Here is a 26,300-nt window from a genome sequence, read left to right as displayed (position 1 = left end):
ATTCACAGTATCGGTCAGTTGGCGATCAAGTCGTCAACAGACGCATGAAGTTCTGGTAGTCCTCACGGATGTTCGGATCCGTTTCCTGCAATTCGACAATTTTCTTACAAGCATGCAACACCGTGGTGTGATCCCGTCCACCAAAGGCATCACCAATCTCTGGCAACGAGTGATTGGTCAGTTCCTTGGCAAGGGACATTGCGACCTGCCGCGGACGGGTGACAGTACGGGTTCGCCGCTTCGACAGCAGATCGGCCACCTTGATCTTGTAATACTCGGCCACGGTACGCTGAATATTGTCGATGCTGACCTGCTTCTCATGCAGAGCCAACAGGTCTTTCAGACTTTCCCTTATAAAGGGTGGGGTTATTTCCGAACCGGTAAAATGGGCATTGGCAATCACCAGCCGCAACGCTCCCTCCAGTTCCCGGACGTTGGAGCGGATCTTCTGGGCGATAAAGAAAGCCGCCTCACTGCTGAGTCGGACATTCGCCTGCTCAGCCTTTTTCATCAGGATAGCAACCCGTGTTTCCAGCTCCGGCGGCTCAACCATCACCGTCAGTCCCCAACCAAACCGCGACTTGAGGCGCTCCTCCATGTCCACGATCTCTTTGGGGAAGCGGTCACAGGTCACGATGACCTGCTGGCCACCTTCAAGCAGTGCATTAAAGGTGTGGAAAAACTCCTCCTGGGAGCGTTCCTTGCGGGCAAAAAACTGGATGTCATCGATCAACAACGCGTCAACAGAGCGGTAATAACGTTTGAACTCATTGATCGCGTTGAGCTGCAACGCCTTGACCATATCCGCCACGAACCGTTCCGAACGCAGGTAGGCCACCTTGGCTCCGGGATTACGGCGTACGATTTCATTGCCGATGGCATGCATCAGGTGAGTTTTACCGAGACCAACCCCACCATAAAGGAACAGTGGGTTATAGGCACCGCCGGGATTCTCTGCCACCTGCATGGAGGCCGCTCTGGCCAGCTGGTTCGACTTACCCTCAACAAAGGTCTCGAAGGTAAAGCCTTCATTAAGGAAGCTTTGGTGCTTGATATCCCCTTCAACCTGGACCGACCGGCGATCCTCAACCTTGGGCTTCACCTTCGGTTCTGCCACCGTGGCCGCCACGCCCTTTTCCTCTTCCGTCACTGATACCGATTCCTCGGTCAGTGCCGGTCGTACAGGCACGGCCTTGCGGACAGGTTCCGCCGCTGGTTCGGAACTGTCGCCGGGTTTAGGGGCAGAGCCCACCTTCATATTAACCCTGGGCGCTTGGCCGCCCAGCAAATCCTTAAGTACTTCTTCTATACGCCGCAGGTATTTCTCATTGACCCAGTCCATCACAAAGCGGTTGGGGGCGAACAGCATCAGCTGCCCTTCGCGATGATCAGACTGCAACGGCCTTAGCCAGGTATTGAATTGCTGCGCGGGAAACTCATCCCGGAGTACTTCGAGACATTGATGCCAAATCGTCTGCGGCACGAGCCTGCCTCCGATGCTAAACATAGCCCGCCGCTTCCTGACATAAAGGAACGGGGGAACGAGTAAAAGATGATCCCGAATTCTACCTCGCAGGGCGGTCCAGTAAAAGGGCAAAACAAAAGTAACTAACAGCCTGTGGAAATCTATTCTTATATTTATCATATTATTACAGACTTACCTACAGCCTTGTGTACAGAAAAATTATTGTGAAAAGTTACCCACAGCAGGTTGTTAACACCCTGCATAGAACCCTGTTATCAGCACCCCTAACAAAACGTGGACAACCCGGGCCATTTTCGGAACCAGGACTTTTCCCCATTTCTTTAGATCGTTACTCACAGCCCTCAATGGCACTCTTCAACCTGGTTGTCATTCATCCAACAACTTGGATCTATTAAGATTTTTTGACATTTCCACAGAAACCAAGATGCTCTATAACAGTAATAAATAATCTTTAAAAAAAATTTCAAAAGAACTTTTTAAACTTATTAGTTTTCCATTCAGTCTTCCGTTCGCCGGCCACCGACAACACCGGTTACAAACTCCTCGTTTTCAACCATTGAATTACCGCGCCAGTTTGCATAGAATGCCGCTCCTGTTTTGGCTGTTCATTTTGCAGCCAGCCACTGAATATCAATTTCTGTTATGTGAGAGCATTCCCATGAAAAGAACGTTTCAACCGAGCGTACTGAAGCGTAAGCGCACCCACGGCTTCCGTGCCCGTATGGCTACTGCCAACGGCCGCAAGATTCTGGCCCGTCGTCGTGCCAAGGGTCGCGCACGTCTGTCTGCATAATCAGACAACCTGCTGCCATGAAGGCCTTGTCTTTTCCCAAGAACGTACGCTTGCTGCGTCCAGGGGACTACGGCAAGGTCTTTGATAATGTTCAGGTTCGGGTACCTCACCGACACTTTTTACTACTGGCAACCCCCAATCAGCTTGGGTACGCCAGGGTCGGGCTGGTATTTTCAAAGAAAAACCTGAAACTTGCTGTACAGCGCAATCGCATCAAGCGACTGGTACGGGAAACATTTCGGCAGCAGAGCGATCTGCCGTCTCTGGACATTGTTGTTCTTGGACGGCAAGGTCTTGCCAGCATTGAGAATCCGCAACTTCATAGCATCCTCAATGAACTCTGGCATCGCCTGAAACGAAAGGCACAACCGGAACACCCCAGGCCGGACTCAGCATCGGCCAAACGACACGACTCCCAAACTGACCAGCCACCTCCTGGTGACGGATAAAGGAACGGGTCAATGCGCAAGCTGCTGCTTCTGCCCATTCGCTTTTACCAGTACGCGATCAGTCCCCTGATGGCCAGTCACTGCCGCCACTACCCCACTTGCTCTGCTTACGCGATTGAAGCCATTGAACACCACGGCCCCCTCAAGGGTTTGTTTCTGGCAACAAAACGTTTGTTAAGGTGTCATCCATGGGCAGAAGGCGGTTATGATCCTGTTCCGGGTACCTGCCAGCACCACCCAGATCCGGAGTCGGTGACCCACTCAACCCATGCTGCTCACGCCAACAAGACGACACAGTAGGTTTATGGACATCAAACGCTTAGTGCTATTCGCCGGCCTCGCCATTGTCAGTTACATGATGGTTTTGGCCTGGAACGAAGACTATAACCAGCCACAACCAGTGGCGGTTACCAGTCAGGCCTCAGGTGAAACGCCTGCTCTCGCGTCCGGGACTGCCGGTTCTTCAGGGGTCTCTTCATCCGCTGGAGAAGAGTTTTCAACCCCGGAAAACGCGTCCGGTACCACAAGCCTGACGGACAGCACAGGCAATGGTCAGATCAGCGATCAACTGATCACCGTAACCACTGACGTAATGAGCCTGAAAATCGACCGGGTTGGCGGCAACCTGGTCGAAACGGCGTTGCTCCAGTACGACGACAGCCTCGACAGTGGCCAGCCACTGAAACTGCTGGAAAATTCCAACGTCCGTACCTACCTGATGGAAAGCGGTCTGATTGGAAAAAACGGCTTTGATAGCCGTCGCAATGGACCAACCCCGGTATACCAGACCAGCGCCACCGACTTTGAGCTGACCGAAGGCCAGGACGAACTGGTCGTTGACCTGGTGTTTGTTGCCGACAACGGTGTAAAAGTCACCAAACAGTACCGGCTGGCACGGGATAGCTACCAAATCGATGTCCGGTACCTGATTGATAACCAGTCCAACGCTCCCTGGGAAGGTAATTTCTCAGGAAAGATTGTCCGTGACCTGAGTCAGGACCCAACCGCCCAGCACTCCTTGGGTATCCAGGCATTTCTCGGCCTGGTCGTCAGCACCCCGGACGACCCCTATGAGAAATTTACCTTTGACGACCTCAAGGAAAGTCCAATCAACCAGGCCGTTACCAATGGCTGGATGGCATTCCTGCAACACTACTTCCTGACTGCCTGGATTCCCCAGCCGGATGCCCAGCAGCAGTTCCAAAGCACCACCCGTGGCAACCTCAACGTGGTTGGTTTTGTCAGCCCCGCCACCGTTGTTGCTCCTGGCGAACAGGGCGAAGTGGGTGCGACTGCTTACGTGGGTCCAAAGATCATCGACCGCCTCGAACAGGTTGCCCCGAACCTCGACCGTACCGTTGATTTCGGCTTCCTGTTCTTCATTGCCCTGCCGCTGTTCTGGATCCTCGAATGGTTCCATAGCTTGGTGGGTAACTGGGGTGTTGCCATCATTCTGCTGACGGTGCTGGTAAAAGGGGTGTTCTTCCACCTCTCCGCGACCAGTTACCGCTCCATGGCCAGAATGCGTGCTGTTGCGCCGCAGCTGACGCGGCTCAAGGAACTTTATGGCGACGATCGTCAGCGTATGTCCCAGGAAATGATGGCGTTGTACAAGCGGGAAAAAATCAATCCGCTGGGTGGCTGCCTGCCGATTCTGGTGCAGATGCCGGTGTTCATTTCGCTGTACTGGTGTCTGTTTGAAAGTGTCCAGTTGCGCCATGCGCCGTTCATGCTGTGGATTCAGGATCTTTCGGTCATGGACCCGTATTTCATCCTGCCGATCCTGATGGGTGCCAGCATGTTCATTCAGATGAGCCTGAACCCGTCGCCGCCTGACCCGATGCAGGCCAAGATCATGAAGATGATGCCGCTGATCTTTACGGTGTTCTTCCTGTGGTTCCCATCAGGCCTGGTTCTGTACTGGCTGGTGAACAATATTCTGTCCATTGCCCAGCAGTGGTACATTACCCGACAGATTGAAGCTGAAAGCGGCACCAAGAAGAGCTGACGCAGCCACTGACACTGTCAGGTTATCCACAGGGGCCCCTCTTGGGGCCTCTTTTCGTTCACTGACCGGAGCTCACCATGCAACCAAGTACCGACACCATTGCCGCTGTTGCCACCGCACCCGGTCAGGCCGGCGTTGGTATTGTGCGGGTGTCCGGACCCAGGGCGAAGGCGATTGCTATCGACCTCTTGGGCTTTGAACCCCGCCCGCGGTTTGCCCATTACGGGCCTTTCGTCGATGGTGACGGGCTGGTGATCGATGAAGGCATCGGGCTGTTTTTCCCCAACCCCAACTCGTTTACCGGTGAGGATGTGTTCGAGCTCCAGGGCCACGGTGGCACTGTGATCCTGGATTTGCTCCTGCGACGGGTGTGTGAATTGGGGGCCCGACTGGCTCGCCCCGGAGAATTTTCAGAACGGGCGTTCCTCAATGACAAACTGGACCTGACCCAGGCCGAAGCCATTGCCGACCTGATCGAAAGCAGCTCGGAGCAGGCCGCTCGTTGCGCGGTTCGTTCTTTGCAGGGTGAGTTTTCGCGCCGCATCAATGCCCTGGTGGAGTCCCTCACGCATTTGCGGATTTACGTAGAAGCTGCCATCGACTTCCCCGAAGAGGAAATTGATTTTCTGGCCGACGGCAAGGTCTCTGAAGACCTGTCCGGCGTGATGGCGGAGCTGGATGGCATTCTGGCGGAGGCCCAGCAGGGCACCATCCTCCGCGATGGCATGCGGGTGGTGATTGCCGGACGGCCAAACGCCGGTAAATCCAGCTTGCTCAATGCCCTCGCCGGGAGGGAAGCAGCCATTGTTACCGACATCGAAGGCACCACCCGGGATGTGCTGAGGGAACATATCCACATTGATGGTATGCCGCTGCACATCATCGATACCGCTGGGCTAAGGGAAAGCCCGGACGAAGTGGAACGGATCGGTATTGCCCGGGCCTGGGACGAAATCCGCCAGGCCGACCGCATACTGTTGATGGTGGATGCCACCACCACGCCGGAAATTGAGCCCCATGAAATCTGGCCAGACTTCATAGACCATCTGCCGGATTCGGCGCCAATCACCGTGATTCGCAACAAAGTGGACCTGTCAGGTGAAGCGGTCGGGCTTGTGGATAACTCTTCGGCTCCGGTGCTACGCCTGGCGGCAAAGTCCAGTCAGGGTCTGGAGCAGCTTCGTGACCATCTCAAACAATGCATGGGATTTGTCAGTACCACCGAAGGTGGTTTCCTGGCGCGCCGCCGCCACCTTGATGCCCTGCAGCGGGCCAGGGAGTTCATGATCCAGGGGCAGGACCAGCTCAACGGCTATGGTGCTGGTGAATTGCTGGCTGAAGACCTTCGCGCTGCCCAGGATGCGCTGGGTGAAATCACCGGTGCGGTAACCCCGGACGACCTGTTGGGCAAAATCTTCAGCAGTTTCTGCATCGGCAAATAAGCCTTAGCCCGGTTAACCCCAAACTATTCCACCTGTTATCGGGCTGCACATCCGGCAGCCTGAGGCGCCCCTGTGCCCGGATGCGCCTGTGGATAACTCTCCGGATTCGGGGTATGGGTTTTCCACAGGTGTTTGGGTGCGGTATGATCATATGATTAACATGTAATTATCACGTTTCCATCATTGGTAAGGTTGCTATGCTGGCACTTTGGGAAGCCAAGAAAGCTGGACTTCTGCGGCGGGATCACTGGTTAAGGAACTGTATATCCGGGGTGATAGTTGGCGTCGTGGCGCTGCCCTTGGCGATGGCGTTTGCCATAGCCTCAGGGGCGCAGCCGGAACAGGGGTTATATACCGCCATTGTCGCTGGCTTCGTGGTATCGGTCTTTGGTGGCAGTCGCCTCCAGATTGCCGGGCCGACCGGGGCCTTCATCGTCATCCTGGCAGGAATTACTGCGGAATATGGGATTGAGGGCCTGCAAATTGCCACACTCATGGCAGGCATCATATTGATGCTACTGGGCATGGCCAAGCTCGGTTCGATCATCAAATTCATACCGGACCCGGTTATCGTTGGTTTTACCGCCGGTATCGGCGTGATTATCTGGGTTGGCCAATGGAAACCGTTCTTTGGCCTGCCGGAAGTCACCGGCGAGCATTTCCATGAAAAATTGTGGCAGACCCTCCAGGTGTTGCCGGAGCTTCACTGGACCACCACTTCGTTGGCGGTGCTTTCTCTGGTGTTGGTTATCTATGGCCCCAGGATTCCGGGGTTGAGCCGGGTGCCGGGGCCACTCACGGCGCTGGTGGTGGCAACGTTGCTGCAGGTGGTATTTGCCCCGGCCGGAGTTGCCACCATTGGCAGTGCGTTTGGGGGTATCCCCCAGGGGTTGCCGGGATTCCAGGTTCCAGACATCACCTGGAACAAAGTCGTCGAACTGATCGGGCCGGCGTTTACTATTGCCATGCTCGGTGCGATTGAATCTTTGCTGTCGGCCGTGGTTGCGGACGGTATGGCGGGTACCCGTCACGATTCCAACCAGGAATTGGTCGGGCAGGGCTTGGCGAATATGTTAACGCCGTTGTTTGGCGGGTTCGCGGCGACCGGTGCGATTGCACGTACGGCGACCAACATCCGCAATGGCGGTACCGGACCACTGTCCGGTATCGTTCACGCGATTACCTTGGTGCTGATGCTGCTGTTCCTGGCGCCTTTGGCAACGAACGTTCCTCTAGCTGCCCTTGCTGCGATTCTATTTGTGGTTGCCTGGAACATGAGTGAGGTGAAGCACTTCGCCAAAATGGTCAGACGGGCGCCCCGGGCTGACGTGGTGATCCTGCTGGTAACGTTCGGGTTGACGGTGTTTGCAGACCTGGTTGTGGCGGTGAACATCGGGGTGATCCTGGCAACCCTGCATTTTTTGCGACGGATGGCGACCAGTGTGGAGGTTCGCCAGGCAACAGAAGAGGAGCTGTGCCGGGAGATCGACCAGTCCGGGCAGTGCCAGTTGCCGCCGGACGTACTTGTTTACAACGTAGAGGGGCCGTTTTTCTTCGGGGCTGTGGAAAATTTTGAACGGGCCCTGGCGGGAACCCATAGTGACCCCAGGGTATTGATTATCCGACTGCGATGGGTGCCATTTATTGACATCACCGGACTACAGACTTTGGAAGAGGTTATTACAGACCTGCAGCACCGCGGTGTCAGCGTTGTGCTGTCCGGGGCCAACGCTCGGGTGACTGGCAAATTACGTCGGGCCGGAATCATCGACCTGGTAGGCGAAGACGCGGTCTACGACGACCTGGGGCAAGCTCTGGCCGTCTATGCCAGGGAGGCTACTTGACCTGGGGGTTCCTGGCAGGTGCGTCTGCTCCGTAGGACACCTGGTGCTTTTCCAGATAGTCACGAATCAGCTGACGGACGACCTGGGAGGTGGTGAGATCCTGTGAGGCACATAACTGCTCGAATGCCTGTTTCTTGCTGGGATCGATCAGTACGGTCAGGCGGGCGCTCTTGGTTTCCATGGTTTTTATGATTCCGGAAAAGTAACACAAATGATGATCATCAAATTGTAATTCAATTCACATAAAGGGCCCAGCCGGGTTGGTGCCGCCTGCTTAATTCCCAGCGTACTTTCTGCAGCCTGGTGGCTATCCGGGTAACGACAAATGCGTATGTGGCGCGACAAAACTCTCCTGGCCAATTGCAGTAAACTCAGGGTATCCGTATTTCACCCTTGTACCATGCCCGAAGGCATCAGGAGGCTTTGATGCGATTGTTTGCAGCAGCGCTGTTGGTGTTGGCCGTGTTGGGGTCAGCAGCCGTGGCCCAGGCGGACGAAAAGCTTTATCTCTATACCGAAAACTTTCCGCCCTACAACATGAGCTCCACCGGCAACGCCTTTGAGCACGACGGCGACAATGTTGAGGGTGTCTGCGCAGACACGGTCAAGGCCATGCTTGCTCGGACCAATCTGGATTACGTGATCAAGTTACGGAACTGGGACTATGGCTATGGCCGGGCTCTGGAACGGGCCAATCACGGTATTTTCTGCACCACCTATACCGAGCAGCGGGCTCCGTTGTTCAAGTGGGTAGGGCCTCTGGCGACTCACCAGTGGACGATTTTTGGTCCCCCTGGGTCGGATCTCGAGATCGGGGCACTGGAGGATATCGGGGAGATGACGGTTGGCAGTTACCGCAATGATGTCAGGGCGCAGTATCTCAAGGAGCGCGGTTTTAATGTCATCGAATTTGACCGTGATGACCTGAACCCCAAGCGTTTGGCCCTGGGCCAGATTGACCTGTGGATTGCCGACCGCCAGGCAGGACCCTACTTTGCTGCGCAACAGGGGGTTGAAGGCCTGGTTCCACTGTATTCCTTCAATGACTCGGAGCTCTATCTGGCCATCAACCCGCAGACTTCAGATGAGGTCGTCGACCAGCTGAATGAGGCGTTGGAGGCAGTGAAGGCGTCCGGCCTGTTAGAGACCCTTGTGGATAAGTACGGTCTGTAAGTGAGATTGTGGATCGGGTCTGTCAAAAAGGAGCCTTAAAGGCTCCTTTTTTGTGGATAACCAGGCCTGTGGATAACTCCTTTGAGATAGCAAGGAGTCAGCACCACGATGATTCAGAACTGATACTGCAGCACGGTGGCTGCCGAGGGGCGGAAATCGTGGGTACTCTGTTCCAGCATTTCTTGCACCCGCTGGTGTTCACGTATCTCATCGTAGCCAAATTCTATGCGGCCGCCGGTCTGGTCGTCGTCACTGGCTCGCCAGTTGGCGTTGCTGCCGTCAGAGCGCCATTCGTTCTGGGTTTCCAAAACCTGATTCTGGAAGGTAGATCCGTACATTTGCGATAGGTCCAGGTCGCTCAGTCGTTCCGCCGCCACCACTGCCAGCGAAGCGGACAGTGTCAGTAACCCGGCCAGCCAGAACCGGGCATCCATGGTATGTGTCATGGTGTCTCCTTACTGAGCTGCAACTCGGGTTTGCCAATCGAGACTCTTGAACCAGTAAGCGTAGTTGGTATCGAGCCAGCCATCGGCCTGATGGACGGTTACCCAGGCGTTAAGGAAATTGAGCCATTCCTGTTCACCTCTACGGACGGCCAGTCCGGCTTTGGAGGCCACCAGCGGTTTGCCCAGGGGCAGGTCAATGGTGCCGGGGTTGTCCAGAGCCAGGTACAGGGTTTCCGGAACGCTGGCAACATAAGCATGGGCCCGTCCGCTGGTTATCGCTTGCTGGGCCTCTTCCTTGGTGGCAAACGGAAGCTGTGTGGCCCGGTCGAACAGGGTCGCGGCTAGCTCATTGCCAAAACTGTCGGTAACCGACGTAATCACCACCGACTCCTGGTTGAGCTGTTCGAGGGAATGGATACTCTGGGTTTTGCCGGTATTGGTCGCCAGCGTGACACCGGAGGTCATATAAGGCAGGGAAAAGTTCACCTGAAGGGCGCGATGAGGCGTAATTGCCATACCAGCGGCAATCACATCAATTTCGCCCTGCTGCAGGGCGGCGATGATCTTGTCCCACTCATAGACCTTGAGCTCGGTATCAACCCCAAGGTCGCCAGCCAGTTTGTTGGCCAAGTCCACCTCGAAACCGATCAATTGATCATCGGCAGCCTCGATCGTCCAGGGGGCAAACATCGACACGCCAACGCGAAGCGTTTTGCGTTCGAGGATATCGTCAAGAGTATCGGCCTGAGCCAGGGGAAAAACAGCGAGCCAGGTGATGAACAGGGTCAGGGCTGAAAACAGTCGCGTCACAGTAACGTCCTTTGTTGAGGGATGGTTTTTCTTATTGGACTCAGTATAGGAAACGTACAGTGATCGGCGAGGGGGGCTTTGCTGACGGGTTCATGTTTTGGTGAAAAAGCGGCCAGATGCAGGAAGCCGGCGCGGAGCTGTTGTGCCCCGGCCGGCAGTGACCAAGCGGAGAGATCAGCCGTGGAAGGCCATATGCTCAACGTCCAGCTGCATAAGGTTGCTGGTAGGCGACAGCATACTGGTGGCATGGCTCTGGGCCCGGGGCAGCAGGCGCTCGTAATAGAACTCTGCGGTGGCCAGCTTGGCGTTGTAGAACTCGGTGGATTCGCCGCCTTCGCCACTGGCCAGGTTGCTGGTGGCAACGGCGGCCTGACGGGCCCACATGTAGGCCATGGTGACGTAGCCGCTGTACATCAGGAAATCGTAGGCGGCAGCGCTGATGGCGTCGCGGTCCTTGCGGGCGGTCAGCATCAGGCGCAGCGTCAGCACGTTCCACTGGGCGGTGAGCTTGAGCAGCTCCAGGGCGAACGGGCGCATGCGTTTGTTGGTCAGTTGCTTACGGGCAAAGTTGGCCACCTTGAGGGTGAACTCCCGCACGGCGCCGCCCTGGGTCATCAACAGCACCTTACGACCCAGCAGGTCGAGGGCCTGGATGCCGGTGGTGCCTTCGTAGAGGACCGCAATCTTGGTGTCGCGGATGATCTGCTCCATGCCGTGTTCACGGATGTAGCCGTGACCACCAAACACCTGGGCACCGTGGTTGGCCGCTTCAAAGCCCATCTCGGTCAGGAAGCCCTTGAGGATCGGGGTCAGGAAGCCCAGTTTGTCGTCGTAGGCTTCGGCCTTCGCGGTGTCACCCTGTTCGTGTCCTTCCACCATGTGGTCGGCCAGGCGGGCGGCGTAATACATCATGGCACGACCGCCTTCGGCGATGGCCTTCTGGGTCAGCAGCATGCGGCGGACGTCGGCGTGGTGGATCAGGCTGTCAGCGATCTGCTCCGGCTCCTTTTTGCCCGACAGCGCACGCATGGAGCGGCGATCCTTGGCGTATTCCAGAGCACCCTGATAAGACAGCTCTGCGGCGCCCACGCCCTGGATCGAGGTACCGATGCGGGCGGTGTTCATGAAGGTGAACATGCATTCCAGGCCCTGGTTTTCCGGGCCAATGAGGAAGCCGGTGGCGTCGTCGAAGTTCATCACGCAGGTGGCGGACGCCTTGATGCCCATTTTCTTTTCCAGGCTGCCACAGCTCACCCCGTTACGCTCGCCCATACCACCGTTGCCATCCGGCAGGAATTTGGGAACGATGAACAGCGAGATACCCCGGGTTCCCTTGGGGGCATCCGGCAGGCGGGCGAGAACAATGTGGACAATGTTCTCGGTCAGGTCGTGTTCACCGGAGGAAATGAAGATCTTGGTGCCGGTGATCTTGTAGGAACCGTCCGCCTGGGGCTCCGCCTTGGTTTTGACCTGGCCCAGGTCGGTGCCACACTGAGGCTCGGTCAGGCACATGGTGCCGCCCCAGCGGCCTTCCGTCAGCGGTACCAGATAGGTTTGCTTCTGCTCATCGTTACCATGCAGGTAGATGGTGTTCATGGCACCGAGGGACAGGCCCGGGTACATGGAGAAGGACCAGTTGGCGGTGCCCATCATTTCCTGCTTGAGCAGGCCCATGGATGCAGGGAGGCCCTGGCCACCAAATTCTTCCGGTGCTGACAGGCCTTGCCAGCCGCCCATCACGAACTGGTTGTAGGCTTCTTTGAACCCTTTCGGGGTGGTCACTTCGCCATCTTCAAACTTACAACCTTCCTCATCACCGATCTGGTTCAAAGGACCGACCACTTCCTCACAGAATTTGCCGCACTCCGTCAGGATGGCGTCGACGATATCCGGAGTGGCATTTTCACCACTGGCGAGGGAGGCATAGTGCTTGGGGTAATCGAAAACTTCGTTGAGCAGAAACTTCATGTCGCGCAGGGGCGCCTTGTAAGCCGGCATAGTCAACAACCTCTGTCATTCTTCTCATTGGCGGGAATGGCGCAGCGTTGGCCATTCATTGGCGTCAGTTTTACGGCGCGCCAGGGATGCAGGCATTGACCCATCGGCTTTTGCGCCTGTCAGGAAAGACAATGGATTGAAATGAGGGGGCATATTGAAGCGGGTAAATTTCATGTAAAAACAGCGGAAACGGGGCCTTAGCCGTGGCAGGATGGGCTTGGCAGCACTGTTTGAACTATTTGACCGAGTTCAGGTCATCCAAGATCTATGGCCTGAAATGCCAATTCCAGGCGACGATTTTCGATAAGGGGTAGGGAGTGAAACAAGGGCTGATCGCACTGGCGATTCTGATGGTGGCTGTGATCACGGCCATGGGTTATCAGTGGCTGGCGCCAACGGAAGAGGCGGGGACTGGCCGCAGCCGTCCACCGAGCTTGGTCAATATCACGACTCCGCTGGTGGAGGTGGTCGCTGATGCCCTGACTGCCGTGGGAACCCTGAAATCCCGCCAGGCCGTGGCGGTAACGGCGGAAGTCAGTGGCCGGGTTGTCGAACTGAACGTTCAACCCGGTGAGGTAGTGGCCAAAGGTCAATTGCTGGTTCGGCTGGATGATCGTCAGGCCCAGGCCGACCTGCAGGTAGCGGATGCCCAGTTTGCCGATGCCCAGCGTCAGTACGACCGCGCCAGCCGCCTGGTCGCCAACAACAGCATTGCCCAGTCCCGTCTCGATGAATTGCGTACCGCCCTCGATGTTGCCCGGGCCCAGCGCGTGGCCGCGCGAATCCGCCTGGAGAATCACCGGATCGAAGCGCCATTTGCCGGGATTGTCGGTTTGACCGATATCTCCCTGGGCAGCTACCTGAGTGAAGGCGAGACGATCACCACCCTCGACGATACCCGTGAGATGGAGCTGGAGTTCTCTGTGCCGGAGCGCTACCTGGGTCAACTGGCTCAGGGCCAGCAGGTGGCGGGGGAAACCCCGGCTTACCCCGGACAGGTCTTCCATGGAACCCTGGTGGAGTTGGGAGCCCGGGTCAGTGAACTGAGCCGGACACTGCCGGTGCGGGCGCTTGTGGATAACTCCGAGGGCCGCCTGCGCCCGGGGCAGTTCATGTCCGTCAGCCTGACCCTGGGCCAGCGCGAGGCACTGGTGATTCCGGAACAGGCGATCCTGATGCGGGGAGCCGACAGCTTTGTGTTTGTGGTGGAAGACGGGGTGGCAAAGCGAACCCGAGTGACACTTGGTAGCCGCGAGCCCGGGCTGGTGGAAATTCAGAGTGGGTTGAGTGCGGACGATGCGGTGGTAGTGACCGGTCAGGACCGTCTCAGCAATGGTGAATCGGTCCAGGTTAGCACCGATGATGAAGCGATGCTGGATCATCATCTGGCGGACCGGACCTGGGCCAGCAGCGGAGCGAATCCGGCACCATGATCCTGTCAGACGTTTCCATCAAACGACCGGTTTTCGCCACCGTTCTCAGCCTGCTGATCCTGGTGTTTGGCCTTGCTGCGCTCTTGGGGCTGCCGGTGCGGGAATACCCGGACATTGATCCACCGGTGGTGTCCATTTCCACGGACTATAAAGGGGCCGCGGCGGAAGTGGTGGATACCCAGATCACCCAGGTGGTTGAGGGGGCGATCAGTGGTATCGAAGGCATCCGCAGTATCGAGTCGAGCACCGAACAGGGTGAGTCCCGGACCTCGATTGAATTCAATACCTCCCGCGACATTGATGTGGCCGCCAATGACGTCCGCGATGCGGTGGCGAGTGTTCGTAACCTGTTACCGGACGAGGCCGATGCCCCGGTGGTCCGCAAGGCCAACTCCGATGCCCGGCCCATGATGTGGGTGACCCTGCGCAGTGATGTCTGGGACAGTGCCGAGCTCAGTGACTATGCCGACCGGGTGCTGGCAGACCGGCTTTCGGTGCTGGACGGTGTCGCCGATGTGCAGATCGGCGGTGAACGGCGTTACGCCATCCGGGTCTGGCTTGATCGCCAACGCCTCGCGGCCCGGGACATCACCGTGGCCGAAGTGGAGCGGGCGCTGCGGGCCAACAATGTGGAATACCCGGCCGGATCGGTGGAATCCACCACTCGCGATTTTACCGTGCGGGCTGAGGGGCGGCTGTCATCGGTGGAAGAGTTCCGCAACCTGATCATCCGCCGCGATGGCAACGAGCTGCTGCGACTGGGGGATGTCGCCAATGTCCAGATGGGAGTGGAGTCCGACATCAGCCGCCTGCGGGCCAACGGCCAGACCGCGGTTGGTATGGGCATCATCCGTCAGTCCAAGGCCAATACCGTGGCGGTGTCCAACCGGGTAAGGGAAGAGTTGGAGAAAATCCGCCAGACCCTGCCACCGGAAGTCGCCATTGCCGAGAGCTACGACGAATCCATCTTTATCCGCGCCTCGATCCGGGAGGTGATGATTACCCTGGCCATGGCGGTGAGTCTGGTGATCCTGGTGATTTTCGTGTTCCTGCGGTCGTGGCGGGCGACGCTGATCCCGGCGGTCACCATTCCGGTTTCGGTGGTGGGCGCCTTTATCGGGCTTGGCGCACTGGGGTTCTCGGTCAACGTCCTGACCCTGCTGGCGATCATCCTCGCCATCGGTTTGGTGGTGGACGATGCCATTGTCATGCTGGAGAACATCCAGCGCCGTATTGATGAGGGCGAGCCGCCGCTGCTGGCCTCGTTCCGGGGCGCCAAGCAGGTGGCGTTCGCGGTGATTGCCACCACCCTGACGCTGGTGGCGGTGTTCGTACCGATCTCGTTCATGGGCGGTAATATTGGCCGCTTGTTTGCCGAGTTTGGTTTTACCCTGGCCGCGGCCGTCGTGGTGTCGAGTCTGGTGGCACTGACGCTGGCACCGATGCTGTGTTCCAAGTGGCTCCGCCACAGCCCGGAAACCGCCGAAGGTCACCGCCTGTGGATGGCGACGGAACGGGCGCTGTCGGCACTGAACCGCGGGTACGAGCGCCTGCTCAGGGCGTCACTGCGCCAGCCGGGCCTATTGCTTGGTCTTGGCCTGGCCGGGTTGGTGCTGGCGGCGGTGGTGTTCCCCCGTCTGCCCCAAGAACTGGCGCCCACCGAGGACCGTGGCGTCATCATCATGCCGGTGAGCGCGCCAAAGGGCGCCACGGTGGACTACACCGATCATCACGTTCGCAAGATTGAGAGCCAGTTGCTGCCGTACCTGGAGTCCGGTGACGTTGATCGCCAGCTTTCCATCGTCGGCTTTCGTGATGAGCAGGATCGGGCGTTCATGATTCTGGGACTGGCGCCGTGGGAGCAGCGCGACACCCCGCAGCAGGCCATCACTGGTCAGCTATGGCCTATTCTGGCCAGCGTACCCGGGGTACGGGGCGCTGCCATCAACCCGCCAGGGCTGGGCCAGCGGGGATTCAACCAGCCGTTGCAACTGGTGGTGGGTGGTCCGGACTACGCCACCGTCCAGGCCTGGAGTGAGGAGTTGATCGAACGGGCAAAGGCGAACCCCAACCTGCTCAACCTGGAAACCGATTTTGAGCTGACCCGGCCGGAGTTGCGGGTGAGCATTGACCGGGATCGTGCCGCAGACCTGGACATCACCATCGAAGACGTCGGCACAACGCTCCAGACCATGCTGGCCTCGCGACAGGTGACAACCTACCTGGACCGTGGCCGGGAATACGATGTGATTGTCCAGGCGGCGGATGCCGACCGGGCCACCCCGGAAGACCTGGGGCGGGTATTCCTGAGGGCCCGCAGCGGTGGTGAACTGATTCCGTTGCAGGCGCTGGTTGAGGTGACGGAGCAGGGCGCCAACCCGGACCTGCGCCGGGTTGACCGCTTGCCGGCGGTGGTGATCAGCGGCTCGCTGGCCGATGGCTACGACCTGGGGACAGCGCTGGCGTACCTCTCGGACCTGGCCGTGGATACGCTGCCACCGGAGGCCCGAATCAGCTACAAGGGCCTGAGCCGGGAGTTCGAGGAATCGTCGGCGGCGATCTACGTCACCTTCGCCCTGGCCTTTGTGATCGTATTCCTGGTACTGGCGGCGCAGTTCGAGAGCTGGATCCATCCGATGATCATCATGCTGTCGGTGCCGCTGGCGGTCACCGGTGCCCTGGTGGCGTTGTGGTGGAGCGGTATCAGCCTCAATATCTACAGCCAGATCGGCATCATCATGCTCCTTGGGTTGATGGCGAAGAACGGCATCCTGATCGTCGAATTTGCCAACCAGCTGCGGGATCGCGGTTACGAACTCCATGAAGCCATTCTCCAGGGCGCCATCCTGCGCTTCCGGCCGGTGCTGATGACCACGGTATCGACGGTGTTCGGGGCGGTTCCGCTGGTGCTGGCCACGGGCGCTGGCGCCGAGAGCCGGGCCGCCATCGGTATGGTCATCCTCGGTGGTCTGGTGTTTGCCACCACCCTGACCCTGTTCATCATCCCGGTGCTCTACCAGCTGCTGGCCCGCTTTGCCCAACCCGCCAACGCCGTCGAGAAGGAGTTGGAGCGACAGGCACTGAGGCAGGGCGGCGGCAGCGGTCACACGGCCATGCCGCAATCCCCCCGGCCGGAAGATTTCTAGCGTCGCCACTGTGTATTGGAGAGTCTGGGCGGCTACTGACTGAAAGTGCCGCCCAGCTGCCTGACCCAGCGGCACCCGCCCGGATTCCCACAATGCAGCCAACGGAACTCGAAGCAATTCTTGTTGCTCCCATGAGGAGTTTGTCGCATGGTTGCACTCTTAATCAGATCAAGTAATCAGATCAAGGTGTTGGCGACATTCTCAGTCAGGAGGAGACAGGTTCTATGGCCGATCACAGTCAGTTCAGGTTATTGCGGGAGCGCCGTTTCCTACCGTTTTTCCTGACGCAGTTTTCTGGCGCGTTCAACGACAACCTTTACAAGAACGCCTTGCTGTTGCTGGTGACCTACACCACCGGCAGTCTGTTGGGGTTATCCACCGATGTAGTGGTTAACCTGGCGGCGTTCCTGTTTATCCTGCCGTTTTTCCTGTTCTCCGCCATCGCCGGCCAGATTGCCGACAAGTATGAAAAATCCATGGTGATTCGCCGGGTCAAGCTGCTGGAAATCGCCATCATGGCGATCGCCGCCGTGGGACTCTGGCAGGGCTGGTATGAAGTCTTGCTGCTGCTGCTGTTCCTGATGGGCACCCAGTCGGCGTTCTTTGGCCCGGTCAAGTACGCTATTTTGCCAGAAGTGCTCAAGGACGATGAGCTGGTGGGGGGCAATGCCCTGGTTGAAATGGGCACCTTCGTGGCCATCCTGCTGGGTACCCTGGCTGCCGGCCTGATCATGGCCGGTGACCAGCCGCAACGGGTGGCTGCCATCGGAGTGTTGGTGATGGCCGTGGTGGGTTACCTGGTGGCCCGCAAGGTACCGACAACCCCGATTGGCGATGCCGACCTCAAGGTTCGTTTCAACCCGCTTCGGGAAACCTGGCGGTTGATGGGCATGGCACGGGAAAACCACTCGGTGTTGCTCAGTATCATGGCGATCTCCTGGTTCTGGTTTCTCGGTGCCGCCTACCTCACCCAGTTCCCCAACTTCGCCCAGAAAGAGCTGCTGGGGGATGAGTCAGTGGTCACCCTGTTGCTGGCGATTTTCACCGTCGGTATCGCCCTGGGTTCCACCTTGTGTGAACGTTTGTCCGGTCACCGCGTAGAGCTGGGTATCGTGCCGATTGGCTCCCTCGGTTTGAGCCTGTTCGGTGTGGATATCTATCTGAACATGCCGGTGGCCACCGCTGCGGTTGACTGGTGGTATGTGCTGACCCACTGGGAGTACCAGCGCATTGCCCTGGACTTGCTGGGCATTGGTCTGTTTGGTGGCCTGTTCATCGTGCCGCTGTATGCGTTTGTCCAGCAGGAGACGCCAGAACCCAAGCGCGCCCGGGTGATTGCCGCGCTCAATGTGTTCAACGCCCTGTTCATGGTGGTGAGCGCGCTGCTGGGGGTGGTGATGCTGGGCATCATCGGGTTGTCGATCCCCGAGTTTTTCCTGGTGCTGTCGATCATGAACCTGATCGTGGCCGGCTTCGTGTACCAGCAGGTGCCGGAGTTTGCCTTACGTTTCGTGATCTGGGTTCTGTCCCATACGATCTACCGGGTTCGCCACCAGGGCCTCCACCACATTCCTGAGGAAGGCCCAGTGTTGCTGGTCTGCAATCATGTCTCCTATATGGATGCCCTGGTCATTGCTGGTGCGGTGCGTCGCCCGGTGCGGTTTGTCATGGACTACCGGATCTTCAAGACGCCGGTCCTCGGAGCTTTCTTCCGGCTGGCGAAGACCATTCCCATCGGCTCCCGCAATCGGGTACCGGAGATCTACGACCGGGCGTTTGAGCGTATCGACGAGGAACTCGATGCCGGCCATGTGGTGTGCATCTTCCCGGAGGGCAAGCTGACCAAAGACGGCGATATTGATATCTTCCGCGGCGGCGTTGAGGTCATCCTGGAACGGCGACCGGTGCCGGTGGTGCCGATGGCGTTACGGGGATTGTGGGGCAGTTTCTTCAGTCATTGTGGTGGCCCGGCGTTCTCGCATTTGCCGAAACGGTTCTGGTCGCGCATTGAATTGGTGGCATCAGCTCCGGTTCCACCCGAGCAGGCCAGCGCCGACGCGCTTTATCAGCAGGTGTCCAAATTACGGGGTGACCGACGCTGAGGATAACGGCCCCGCCGTGTGGATAAGTTCAGGGATAAACACCGGATAATCCGTGGGTTAATTTTATAAAATTGTTATTTATCAAATAGTTGTTTTTGTTTTGGCGGGTTTTGGAAAACGATTTATTTGTGGATAACTTTTTGAAAACTTTTCTGAACTAGGCTTTCCAAGCCACTGAAATAATGAGTGATTTTTGATCAGAATGAATTGAGTCGCGGGCCAGGGCGCTGGCCCGATACGACAAATTCCCGGACCCGGGCTATTCTGGTTAAAATTTGCACATTAAAACTGCATTTTGGCGGGCGAGGCGTTATACTCCCCGCCCAATTTTTTCTCCCTGAGTTCCGAGGTGACGTGTGGACTTTCCAACCCGTTTCGATGTCATTGTCATTGGTGGTGGCCATGCCGGCACCGAAGCCGCACTGGCGGCGGCCCGAATGGGCTGTGCGACGCTGCTGCTGACCCACAACATCGAAACCCTCGGTCAAATGTCCTGTAACCCGGCGATTGGCGGTATTGGCAAAAGCCACCTGGTTAAGGAAATTGATGCCATGGGCGGCGCAATGGCCCGTGCCACCGACCGTGGCGGCATCCAGTTCCGTGTGCTCAATTCCCGTAAGGGGCCGGCCGTGCGGGCAACCCGTGCCCAGGCGGACCGGGTGCTGTACAAGGCCGCCATCCGGGAGATGCTGGAAAACCAGCCCAACCTGACCCTGTTCCAGCAGGCCGCCGATGACCTGATCATGGAAGGCGAGCGTGTCGCCGGTGTTGTTACCCAGACCGGCATTCGCTTTCATGCACAGTCGGTGGTGCTGACGACCGGTACTTTCCTGGGTGGAGTTATCCACATCGGCATGCAGAACCACAACGGTGGCCGGGCCGGTGATCCCCCATCCATCGCACTGGCGCAGCGGCTTCGGGAGCTGCCGTTCAATGTTGGCCGCCTGAAAACCGGCACGCCGCCGCGGATTGACGCTCGCACGGTAGACTTTTCCGTCATGCAGGAGCAGTGGGGCGATGCACCCACGCCGGTGATGTCGTTTATCGGTTCCCGTGACGAGCACCCTGAGCAGGTGTGTTGTTACGTCACCCGCACCACCGAGCAGACCCACGACATCATCCGCAGCGGTTTCGATCGTTCGCCGATGTTTGCCGGCGTCATTGAGGGCGTTGGCCCTCGTTACTGCCCGTCTATCGAAGACAAGGTCAACCGCTTTGCCGACAAGGACTCTCACCAGATCTTTGTCGAGCCGGAAGGCCTGACCACCCACGAACTGTACCCCAACGGTATCTCCACCAGCCTGCCGTTTGATATCCAGCTGGCGGCGGTGCGCTCGATTCCGGGCTTTGAAAATGCCCACATTACCCGCCCGGGCTACGCCATCGAGTACGATTATTTCAATCCCCAGGACCTGCGCCACACCCTGGAGACCAAGTTCATCGAAGGGCTGTATTTCGCCGGCCAGATCAACGGCACCACAGGCTACGAAGAAGCCGGCGCCCAGGGCATGCTGGCGGGCATTAATGCGGCGCTGCGGGCTCAGGACAAAGAACCGTGGTATCCGCGCCGGGATGAGGCCTACCTTGGGGTGTTGGTGGATGACCTGATCACCATGGGCACCTCCGAGCCTTACCGCATGTTCACCAGCCGTGCCGAGTACCGGCTGATCCTGCGGGAAGACAACGCCGACCTGCGCCTGACCGAGACCGGTCGCACGCTGGGACTGGTGGATGACCACCGCTGGGATTTGTTCAATCGCAAGCGCGACGCCATTACCGCCGAACGCAACCGCCTGGAAACCACCCGCATTCATCCGGGCACTGCCCAGGGCGACATCGCCAATGGCCACCTCAATCAGCCAATGACCCGTGACCAGTCGCTGGCGGAGTTGCTGCGGCGGCCAGAGATGAGTTATCCACAGATTGCCGAGATCGGTGCTGCCCGTGCCGACGACGACGCGGTAGCCGACCAGGTGGAAATCGAGATCAAGTACGAGGGCTACATCTCGCGCCAGGCCGATGAGATCGAGCGCCTGCGCCGCAACGAGAACACCCGCCTGCCGGAGGATCTGGATTACGAGGTCGTCGGCGGCCTGTCCAACGAGATCAAGCAGAAGCTCACCGCCGTGCGACCGGAAACCATTGCCCAGGCATCGCGCATTCAGGGGGTGACGCCTGCGGCGGTATCCCAGATTCTGGTTCACCTGAAGAAACGTGACCTGCTGAAGAAGCAATCCGCCTGATGACCACCGCCGATAACCAACTCTGGCGCCGTCAGCTCCAGGAAGGGCTGGTGGCGATGGGACTGGAGCTGCCAGAGCAGACCCAGTCGCAATTGCTGGCCTTTCTGGCATTGCTCAACAAGTGGAACCGGGCCTACAACCTCACCGCTGTTAGGGACCCGCGGGAAATGGTGTCGCGCCAGCTGCTGGACAGCCTGAGCATCCTGCCTTTCATCAAGGCCGATCGAATACTGGATGTTGGCTCCGGTGGCGGGCTTCCCGGTATCCCCATGGCCATTGTTTTTCCACAGCGCCGGTTTACGCTGTTGGACAGCAATGGCAAGAAAACCCGTTTCCTCAATCAGTGCGTCCTGGAGCTCGGGCTCGACAACGTCGAGGTGATCCACGGGCGTGCCGAAGACTGCCAGCCGGAGCAGCCGTTCAGCCAGATCACCAGCCGGGCCTTTACGGCGTTGGCCAACCTGGTGAGCTGGTGCGGTCAGCTGTTGCAGGATGACGGCGAGTTCCTTGCCATGAAAGGCCAGTTTCCGGATGATGAGATAGCAGCGCTGCCGGTCGGCTGGCAGGTGGTCTCGCACCAGCCATTGGACGTTCCCGGCTGTGATGGCGAGCGCTATATTCTGACGGTAGCCCGGTCCAAGGCCGACTGAGCCCGGCTTTTCCATTTTTGAAGACGTTCAAACACGATCCCTGCACAGGAGGCGAACCATGGCGCGTGTGATTGCGGTCACCAACCAGAAAGGTGGGGTGGGTAAAACCACAACCTGCGTCAATCTTGCCGCCTCACTGGCCGCCACCAAGCGTCGTGTACTGCTGGTGGATATGGACCCTCAGGGTAACGCGACCATGGGCAGCGGCGTCGACAAGAACGAGCTCCAGGTGTCTGGCTACGACGTACTGACCAAACGGGCAACAGCGGCAGAGGTCATCATTCACGTCGACACCGCCGGGTTTGACCTGCTCGGCACCAACGGCGACCTGACCGCAGCGGAAGTTGAGCTGATGAACGAGATCGGCCGCGAACACCGCCTGCGAATGGCGTTGAATGAAGTCCGTGACAACTACGACTACATCCTCATCGACTGCCCGCCGTCGCTGAACCTGCTGACCGTCAATGCTTTGTCGGCCTCCGACTCGGTGCTGATACCGATGCAGTGCGAGTACTATGCCCTGGAAGGTTTGGCCGCTTTGATGAACACCATTGAGCAGATCAAGGAAACGGTGAACCCCAACCTCCAGGTAGAGGGTATCCTGCGGACCATGTACGACCCCCGCAACAGCCTGACGCTGGATGTCTCCGGCCAGCTCAACGAATATTTTGGCGACAAGGTCTACCGCGCGGTGATTCCCCGCAATGTGCGGCTGGCGGAAGCCCCTTCTTACGGTTTGCCGGCCCTGAAATACGACCGCGCCTCCAAGGGCGCCATAGCCTACCTGGCCCTGGCGGGTGAAATGGTTCGCCGCCATGGTTTGCAAAAGACATCGGCCGCAGTTGCCGTGTAACATAACGACCTGACTGATTTAATCCGGAAGAATGATAAAGACCATGGCGGCGAAAAAACGAGGATTGGGCGAACGCGGGCTGGGTGCCCTGCTGGCAGGCTCCAAAGTAAATCTGGAGCAGGACAGCCGCGACCGGGATGGCGAGCTGCGGGAGTTGCCGGTAGACCTCATTCAGCGTGGCCGTTACCAGCCCCGCCGGGACATGGACCCGGCGGCGTTGCAGGAGTTGGCAGACTCGATTCGCCAGCAAGGTGTCATGCAGCCGGTGGTGGTTCGCTCCATTGGTGAAGGCCGTTATGAACTGATTGCCGGTGAGCGTCGCTGGCGCGCCACCCAGATGGCAGAGCTCGACCGTATCCCGGCCATCATCCGCGAGGTGCCCGACGAAGCCGCCATCGCTATGGCGCTGATCGAGAACATCCAGCGGGAAAACCTCAACCCGATCGAAGAAGCGTTTGCGCTTCAGCGCCTGCAGGAAGAGTTTGGTCTCACCCAGGCCCAGGTCGCGGAAGCTGTGGGTAAGTCCCGCACCACCATCACCAACCTGCTGCGCCTGATCGGCCTGACCGAAGATGTCCGGCTGATGCTGGAGCATGGTGACCTGGAAATGGGCCATGGCCGTGCCATGCTTACCCTGCCGCCGGAGCAGCAATTGCAGGTTGCCCGTATGGTGGTGTCCAAGTCGCTGTCGGTTCGTCAGACCGAGGCACTGGTTCGCCGCCTCCAGCAACAAAGTCAAACCGCCAAGCCCGCCGGCTCCGGCGAGCTCGATCCGAATATTCGTGCCCTTCAGGATGACCTTTCGGAACGTCTGGGTGCCAGGGTGTCCATCGCCCATGGCCAGCGCGGCAAAGGCAAGCTGGTGATCGAATACAGTTCGCTTGATGAGCTGGATGGCATTCTGGGCCATATCAAGTAACAAATTCCCCCCGTTTCATCTTTGTGACATTTTGGTGCTGTATTCATGAGACTTGAGTAGGGCATCAAATTGTCTACTCAGCGTGGCAACCACTACATATAGTGGTTAAAAAAGGATCAGATACCCATTTGTGTCCGCCTCCCCGCCAGCCTAGCGTTTTCGCCCGGTTACGGGGGTTCTGGCCCCGGCGGTTGTATTGATTCATGAGGATTGAACACATATAATCTGCCGCGCTTAATTACGGTGTGATTGTGCGCACTTTATTTCGCCACCACCGTTAGGCGGACACTTTTTGAGGCATAAATGACGATGGCACACAGGAACGGCATACGCCGTCCGCCCATTGGACAATGGTTTTTGATCCAGGGTGCGGTGCTGGTTTTCGTCGGTCTGGCGTTCTCGTTGAGAAGCCCCGTAGCCTGTTATTCCGCCTTTCTGGGAGGCCTGGTTTTCCTGCTTCCCCACGGTTATTTCGCGTTCAAGGCCTTCCGCTACTCCGGCGCGCGGGCGGCCAAGCAGATCATGAGTTCTTTTTATCAGGGTGAGGCCGGCAAGCTCATCCTCTGCGCCATCCTGTTTACGATGGTGTTCAAATGGATTCAGCCGCTTGATGTAGCGGCACTTTTTCTAACCTTTGCGATCATGCTGGTTACCAATCTGGTAACCCCGTTCCTTGCGAACGGCAGAGCGCAGCGAAATTAACTGGACCTGAGAGAACGTTATGGCAGGCAGTGCATCTGAATATATCCAGCATCACCTCCAGAACCTCACCTATGGACAACTGCCGGCCGAGTATGTGCGCGCCGATGGCACTGTTCTGAGTGAAAGTACCTGGACCTTGGCTCAAACCGCTAAAGAAGCCGGCGACATGGGCTTCTGGGCCATCCACGTGGATTCCATGGGCTGGGCCATTGGTCTGGGCGTCCTGTTCCTGTTCCTGTTCCGTATGGCTGCCAAGCGTGCCACCAGTGGTATCCCCGGCGGTTTGCAGAATTTCGTCGAAGTGATGGTTGAGTTCGTTGACAACAGCGTCAAGGAAACCTTCCACGGTCGCAACAAGGTTATTGCCCCGCTGGCACTGACCATCTTCTGCTGGGTCTTCTTGATGAACCTGATGGACCTGGTGCCGGTCGACTTCCTGCCCCAGTTGTTCCACATGGCAGGTCTTGACTACATGAAAGTGGTACCGACCACCGACGTTAACGTCACTCTGGGTATGTCCCTGTCGGTATTCGCACTGATCATCTACTACAGCCTTAAGGTCAAGGGCGTGGGCGGCTTCATGGGCGAACTGACCCTGCATCCCTTCTCCTCTGACAACCTGTTCCTGAAGATCCTGCTGGTTCCGGTGAACTTCCTGCTGGAAGGCGTGAGCCTGATCGCCAAGCCGATCTCCCTGGCTCTGCGTCTGTTCGGTAACCTGTACGCCGGTGAGCTTATCTTCATCCTGATTGCACTGCTGCCGCTGTGGGCACAGTGGACACTGTCCGTGCCCTGGGCGATCTTCCACATTCTGGTTATCACCCTGCAGGCCTTTATCTTCATGATGCTGACTATCGTGTACCTGAGCATGGCGCACGAAGACAGTCACTGATTGAGTAGGCAGTAGAAACAGAGTTGTCGTAATACCCGTTTTGAATTGAATTAAACCCTAACCATTAACTGAAAACTTAACTGTAAAACTAGGAGTTAACATGGAAACTGTAGTTGGAATGACCGCGATTGCCGTTGCACTGCTGATCGGCCTGGGTGCTCTGGGTACTGCTATCGGCTTTGGTATCCTCGGTGGTAAGTTCCTGGAAGGCGCTGCGCGTCAGCCGGAAATGACCCCGATGCTGCAGGTTAAAATGTTCATCGTTGCTGGTCTGCTCGACGCCGTAACCATGATCGGTGTTGGTATCGCCCTGTTCTTCACCTTCGCCAACCCGTTTGTTGCCCAGGTAGCTGGCTAATCGAGTCGCCATTCCGGGGCCCGCCCCGGTTTGTTGATTCACTAAACGACAGGCGAGAGGTGAAGACGTGAACATTAATTTGACGATTATCGGTCAAGCCATCGCGTTCTTTATCTTTGTTGTCTTCTGCATGAAGTACGTATGGCCGCCGGTCATGGCTGCCCTGCAGGAGCGTCAAAAGAAGATCGCGGACGGACTGGCTGCCTCTGATCGCGCCGCGCGTGACCTGGAACTGGCTCAAGAGAAGTCAGCCCAGGAACTGCGTGAAGCGAAGCAGCAGGCTGCTACTCTGATCGAACAGGCCAACAAGCGTGCCGCCCAAATTGTGGAAGCTTCCAAAGAGGACGCCCGCAAGGAAGGTCAGAAGCTGATTGAGCAAGCCAAGGCCGAAATTGAACAGGAGCGCAATCAGACTCGTGACGCACTGCGTGCAGAAGTTGCCGCACTTGCGATTGCTGGTGCTGAGAAAATCCTGGAAACCTCTGTCGATGCCTCCAAGAACAGCGAGATGCTGGAAAAGCTGGCAGCAGAACTGTAAACGACGAGGTTCATC

General features: G+C 57.8%; 23 protein-coding genes. 18 read left to right on the top strand and 5 right to left on the bottom strand.

The window, feature by feature from the left end; translation table 11 throughout:
• Positions 1-25: 25 nt before the first annotated feature.
• A complete protein-coding gene (gene dnaA, locus BMZ67_RS02970) occupies positions 26-1,483 on the bottom strand; it encodes a chromosomal replication initiator protein DnaA (RefSeq protein ID WP_092020911.1) in 1,458 nt (485 codons plus the stop codon).
• A 661-nt stretch (positions 1,484-2,144) separates the two neighbouring features.
• On the opposite strand from dnaA, the gene rpmH reads away from it, so the two are divergent.
• From rpmH to BMZ67_RS02940, 6 genes are all read left to right on the top strand, one after another.
• Positions 2,145-2,279, top strand: a complete 135-nt coding sequence (gene rpmH, locus BMZ67_RS02965) for a 50S ribosomal protein L34 (protein ID WP_091812379.1) — start codon at positions 2,145-2,147, stop codon at positions 2,277-2,279.
• Positions 2,280-2,296: 17 nt separating this feature from the next.
• A complete protein-coding gene (gene rnpA / locus BMZ67_RS02960) occupies positions 2,297-2,728 on the top strand; it encodes a ribonuclease P protein component (RefSeq protein WP_092020407.1) in 432 nt (143 codons plus the stop codon).
• 12 nt (positions 2,729-2,740) lie between these two features.
• Positions 2,741-3,028: a membrane protein insertion efficiency factor YidD gene (gene yidD / locus BMZ67_RS02955; RefSeq protein WP_092020406.1), complete on the top strand. Its 288-nt coding sequence runs from the start codon at positions 2,741-2,743 to the stop codon at positions 3,026-3,028.
• 4 nt (positions 3,029-3,032) lie between these two features.
• Positions 3,033-4,736 (top strand): membrane protein insertase YidC, encoded by a 1,704-nt coding sequence (yidC, locus tag BMZ67_RS02950; protein WP_092020405.1) that lies wholly within the window; start codon positions 3,033-3,035, stop codon positions 4,734-4,736.
• Between the two features lie 77 nt (positions 4,737-4,813).
• Entirely contained in the window at positions 4,814-6,178 is a 1,365-nt protein-coding gene (gene mnmE / locus BMZ67_RS02945) for a tRNA uridine-5-carboxymethylaminomethyl(34) synthesis GTPase MnmE (protein WP_092020404.1), read from the top strand.
• Between the two features lie 197 nt (positions 6,179-6,375).
• A complete protein-coding gene (locus tag BMZ67_RS02940; RefSeq protein ID WP_092020403.1) occupies positions 6,376-8,022 on the top strand; it encodes a SulP family inorganic anion transporter in 1,647 nt (548 codons plus the stop codon).
• Here BMZ67_RS02940 and BMZ67_RS02935 read toward each other — a convergent pair.
• A complete protein-coding gene (locus BMZ67_RS02935) occupies positions 8,015-8,203 on the bottom strand; it encodes a ribbon-helix-helix protein, CopG family (RefSeq protein ID WP_092020402.1) in 189 nt (62 codons plus the stop codon). The two genes, BMZ67_RS02940 and BMZ67_RS02935, sit on opposite strands and share 8 nt — an antisense overlap.
• Positions 8,204-8,448: 245 nt before the next feature.
• On the opposite strand from BMZ67_RS02935, the gene BMZ67_RS02930 reads away from it, so the two are divergent.
• Positions 8,449-9,195 carry a substrate-binding periplasmic protein gene (locus BMZ67_RS02930; protein ID WP_092020401.1) on the top strand — a complete coding sequence of 249 codons (747 nt, stop codon included), beginning with the start codon at positions 8,449-8,451 and terminating at the stop codon, positions 9,193-9,195.
• A gap of 113 nt (positions 9,196-9,308) precedes the next feature.
• Here the strand turns inward: BMZ67_RS02930 and BMZ67_RS02925 are convergent, their stop codons facing one another.
• The 3 genes from BMZ67_RS02925 to BMZ67_RS02915 all read right to left on the bottom strand — a co-directional run bounded on the left by BMZ67_RS02925 (position 9,309) and on the right by BMZ67_RS02915 (position 12,449).
• Positions 9,309-9,641: a hypothetical protein gene (locus BMZ67_RS02925; RefSeq protein WP_092020400.1), complete on the bottom strand. Its 333-nt coding sequence runs from the start codon at positions 9,639-9,641 to the stop codon at positions 9,309-9,311.
• Positions 9,642-9,650: 9 nt separating this feature from the next.
• Positions 9,651-10,451, bottom strand: coding sequence for a transporter substrate-binding domain-containing protein (locus tag BMZ67_RS02920; RefSeq protein ID WP_092020399.1), 801 nt, complete (start codon positions 10,449-10,451; stop codon positions 9,651-9,653).
• Between the two features lie 174 nt (positions 10,452-10,625).
• Entirely contained in the window at positions 10,626-12,449 is a 1,824-nt protein-coding gene (locus BMZ67_RS02915) for an acyl-CoA dehydrogenase C-terminal domain-containing protein (protein WP_092020398.1), read from the bottom strand.
• Between the two features lie 317 nt (positions 12,450-12,766).
• Between BMZ67_RS02915 and BMZ67_RS02910 the strand changes: the two genes are divergently transcribed.
• The 11 genes from BMZ67_RS02910 (at position 12,767) to BMZ67_RS02860 (ending at position 26,285) form a co-directional block, all read left to right on the top strand.
• Positions 12,767-13,882, top strand: a complete 1,116-nt coding sequence (locus BMZ67_RS02910) for an efflux RND transporter periplasmic adaptor subunit (protein ID WP_245749847.1) — start codon at positions 12,767-12,769, stop codon at positions 13,880-13,882.
• Complete coding sequence (locus tag BMZ67_RS02905; protein ID WP_092020397.1) at positions 13,879-17,028, top strand: efflux RND transporter permease subunit; 3,150 nt, start codon at positions 13,879-13,881, stop codon at positions 17,026-17,028. The genes BMZ67_RS02910 and BMZ67_RS02905 overlap by 4 nt, the downstream gene beginning before the upstream one ends.
• 224 nt (positions 17,029-17,252) lie before the next feature.
• Positions 17,253-19,130 carry an MFS transporter gene (locus BMZ67_RS02900; protein ID WP_092020396.1) on the top strand — a complete coding sequence of 626 codons (1,878 nt, stop codon included), beginning with the start codon at positions 17,253-17,255 and terminating at the stop codon, positions 19,128-19,130.
• 356 nt (positions 19,131-19,486) lie between these two features.
• Positions 19,487-21,373 (top strand): tRNA uridine-5-carboxymethylaminomethyl(34) synthesis enzyme MnmG, encoded by a 1,887-nt coding sequence (mnmG, locus tag BMZ67_RS02895; protein ID WP_092020395.1) that lies wholly within the window; start codon positions 19,487-19,489, stop codon positions 21,371-21,373.
• Complete coding sequence (gene rsmG / locus BMZ67_RS02890; protein ID WP_092020394.1) at positions 21,373-22,023, top strand: 16S rRNA (guanine(527)-N(7))-methyltransferase RsmG; 651 nt, start codon at positions 21,373-21,375, stop codon at positions 22,021-22,023. The genes mnmG and rsmG overlap by 1 nt, the downstream gene beginning before the upstream one ends.
• A 58-nt stretch (positions 22,024-22,081) precedes the next feature.
• The gene (locus BMZ67_RS02885; RefSeq protein WP_092020393.1) at positions 22,082-22,876 is read left to right on the top strand and encodes a ParA family protein; all 795 of its coding nucleotides are present in this window, start codon (positions 22,082-22,084) and stop codon (positions 22,874-22,876) included.
• 43 nt (positions 22,877-22,919) lie between these two features.
• Complete coding sequence (locus tag BMZ67_RS02880; RefSeq protein WP_092020392.1) at positions 22,920-23,795, top strand: ParB/RepB/Spo0J family partition protein; 876 nt, start codon at positions 22,920-22,922, stop codon at positions 23,793-23,795.
• Positions 23,796-24,098: 303 nt separating this feature from the next.
• Complete coding sequence (locus BMZ67_RS02875; protein ID WP_092020391.1) at positions 24,099-24,497, top strand: F0F1 ATP synthase subunit I; 399 nt, start codon at positions 24,099-24,101, stop codon at positions 24,495-24,497.
• Positions 24,498-24,516: 19 nt separating this feature from the next.
• Entirely contained in the window at positions 24,517-25,389 is an 873-nt protein-coding gene (gene atpB / locus BMZ67_RS02870; RefSeq protein WP_092020390.1) for a F0F1 ATP synthase subunit A, read from the top strand.
• A gap of 100 nt (positions 25,390-25,489) precedes the next feature.
• Positions 25,490-25,747 carry a F0F1 ATP synthase subunit C gene (gene atpE, locus BMZ67_RS02865; RefSeq protein WP_091812395.1) on the top strand — a complete coding sequence of 86 codons (258 nt, stop codon included), beginning with the start codon at positions 25,490-25,492 and terminating at the stop codon, positions 25,745-25,747.
• Between the two features lie 67 nt (positions 25,748-25,814).
• On the top strand, positions 25,815-26,285 hold the full coding sequence (locus tag BMZ67_RS02860; protein ID WP_092020389.1) for a F0F1 ATP synthase subunit B: 471 nt from the start codon (positions 25,815-25,817) through the stop codon (positions 26,283-26,285).
• The last annotated feature ends 15 nt before the right edge of the window (positions 26,286-26,300 follow it).

The organism is Marinobacter zhejiangensis (genome assembly GCF_900114775.1).
GTDB classification, from domain to species: domain Bacteria; phylum Pseudomonadota; class Gammaproteobacteria; order Pseudomonadales; family Oleiphilaceae; genus Marinobacter; species Marinobacter zhejiangensis.
The sequence above is the reverse complement of the archived record's forward strand: the minus strand, read 5'-3'. Positions and strand labels throughout refer to the sequence as shown.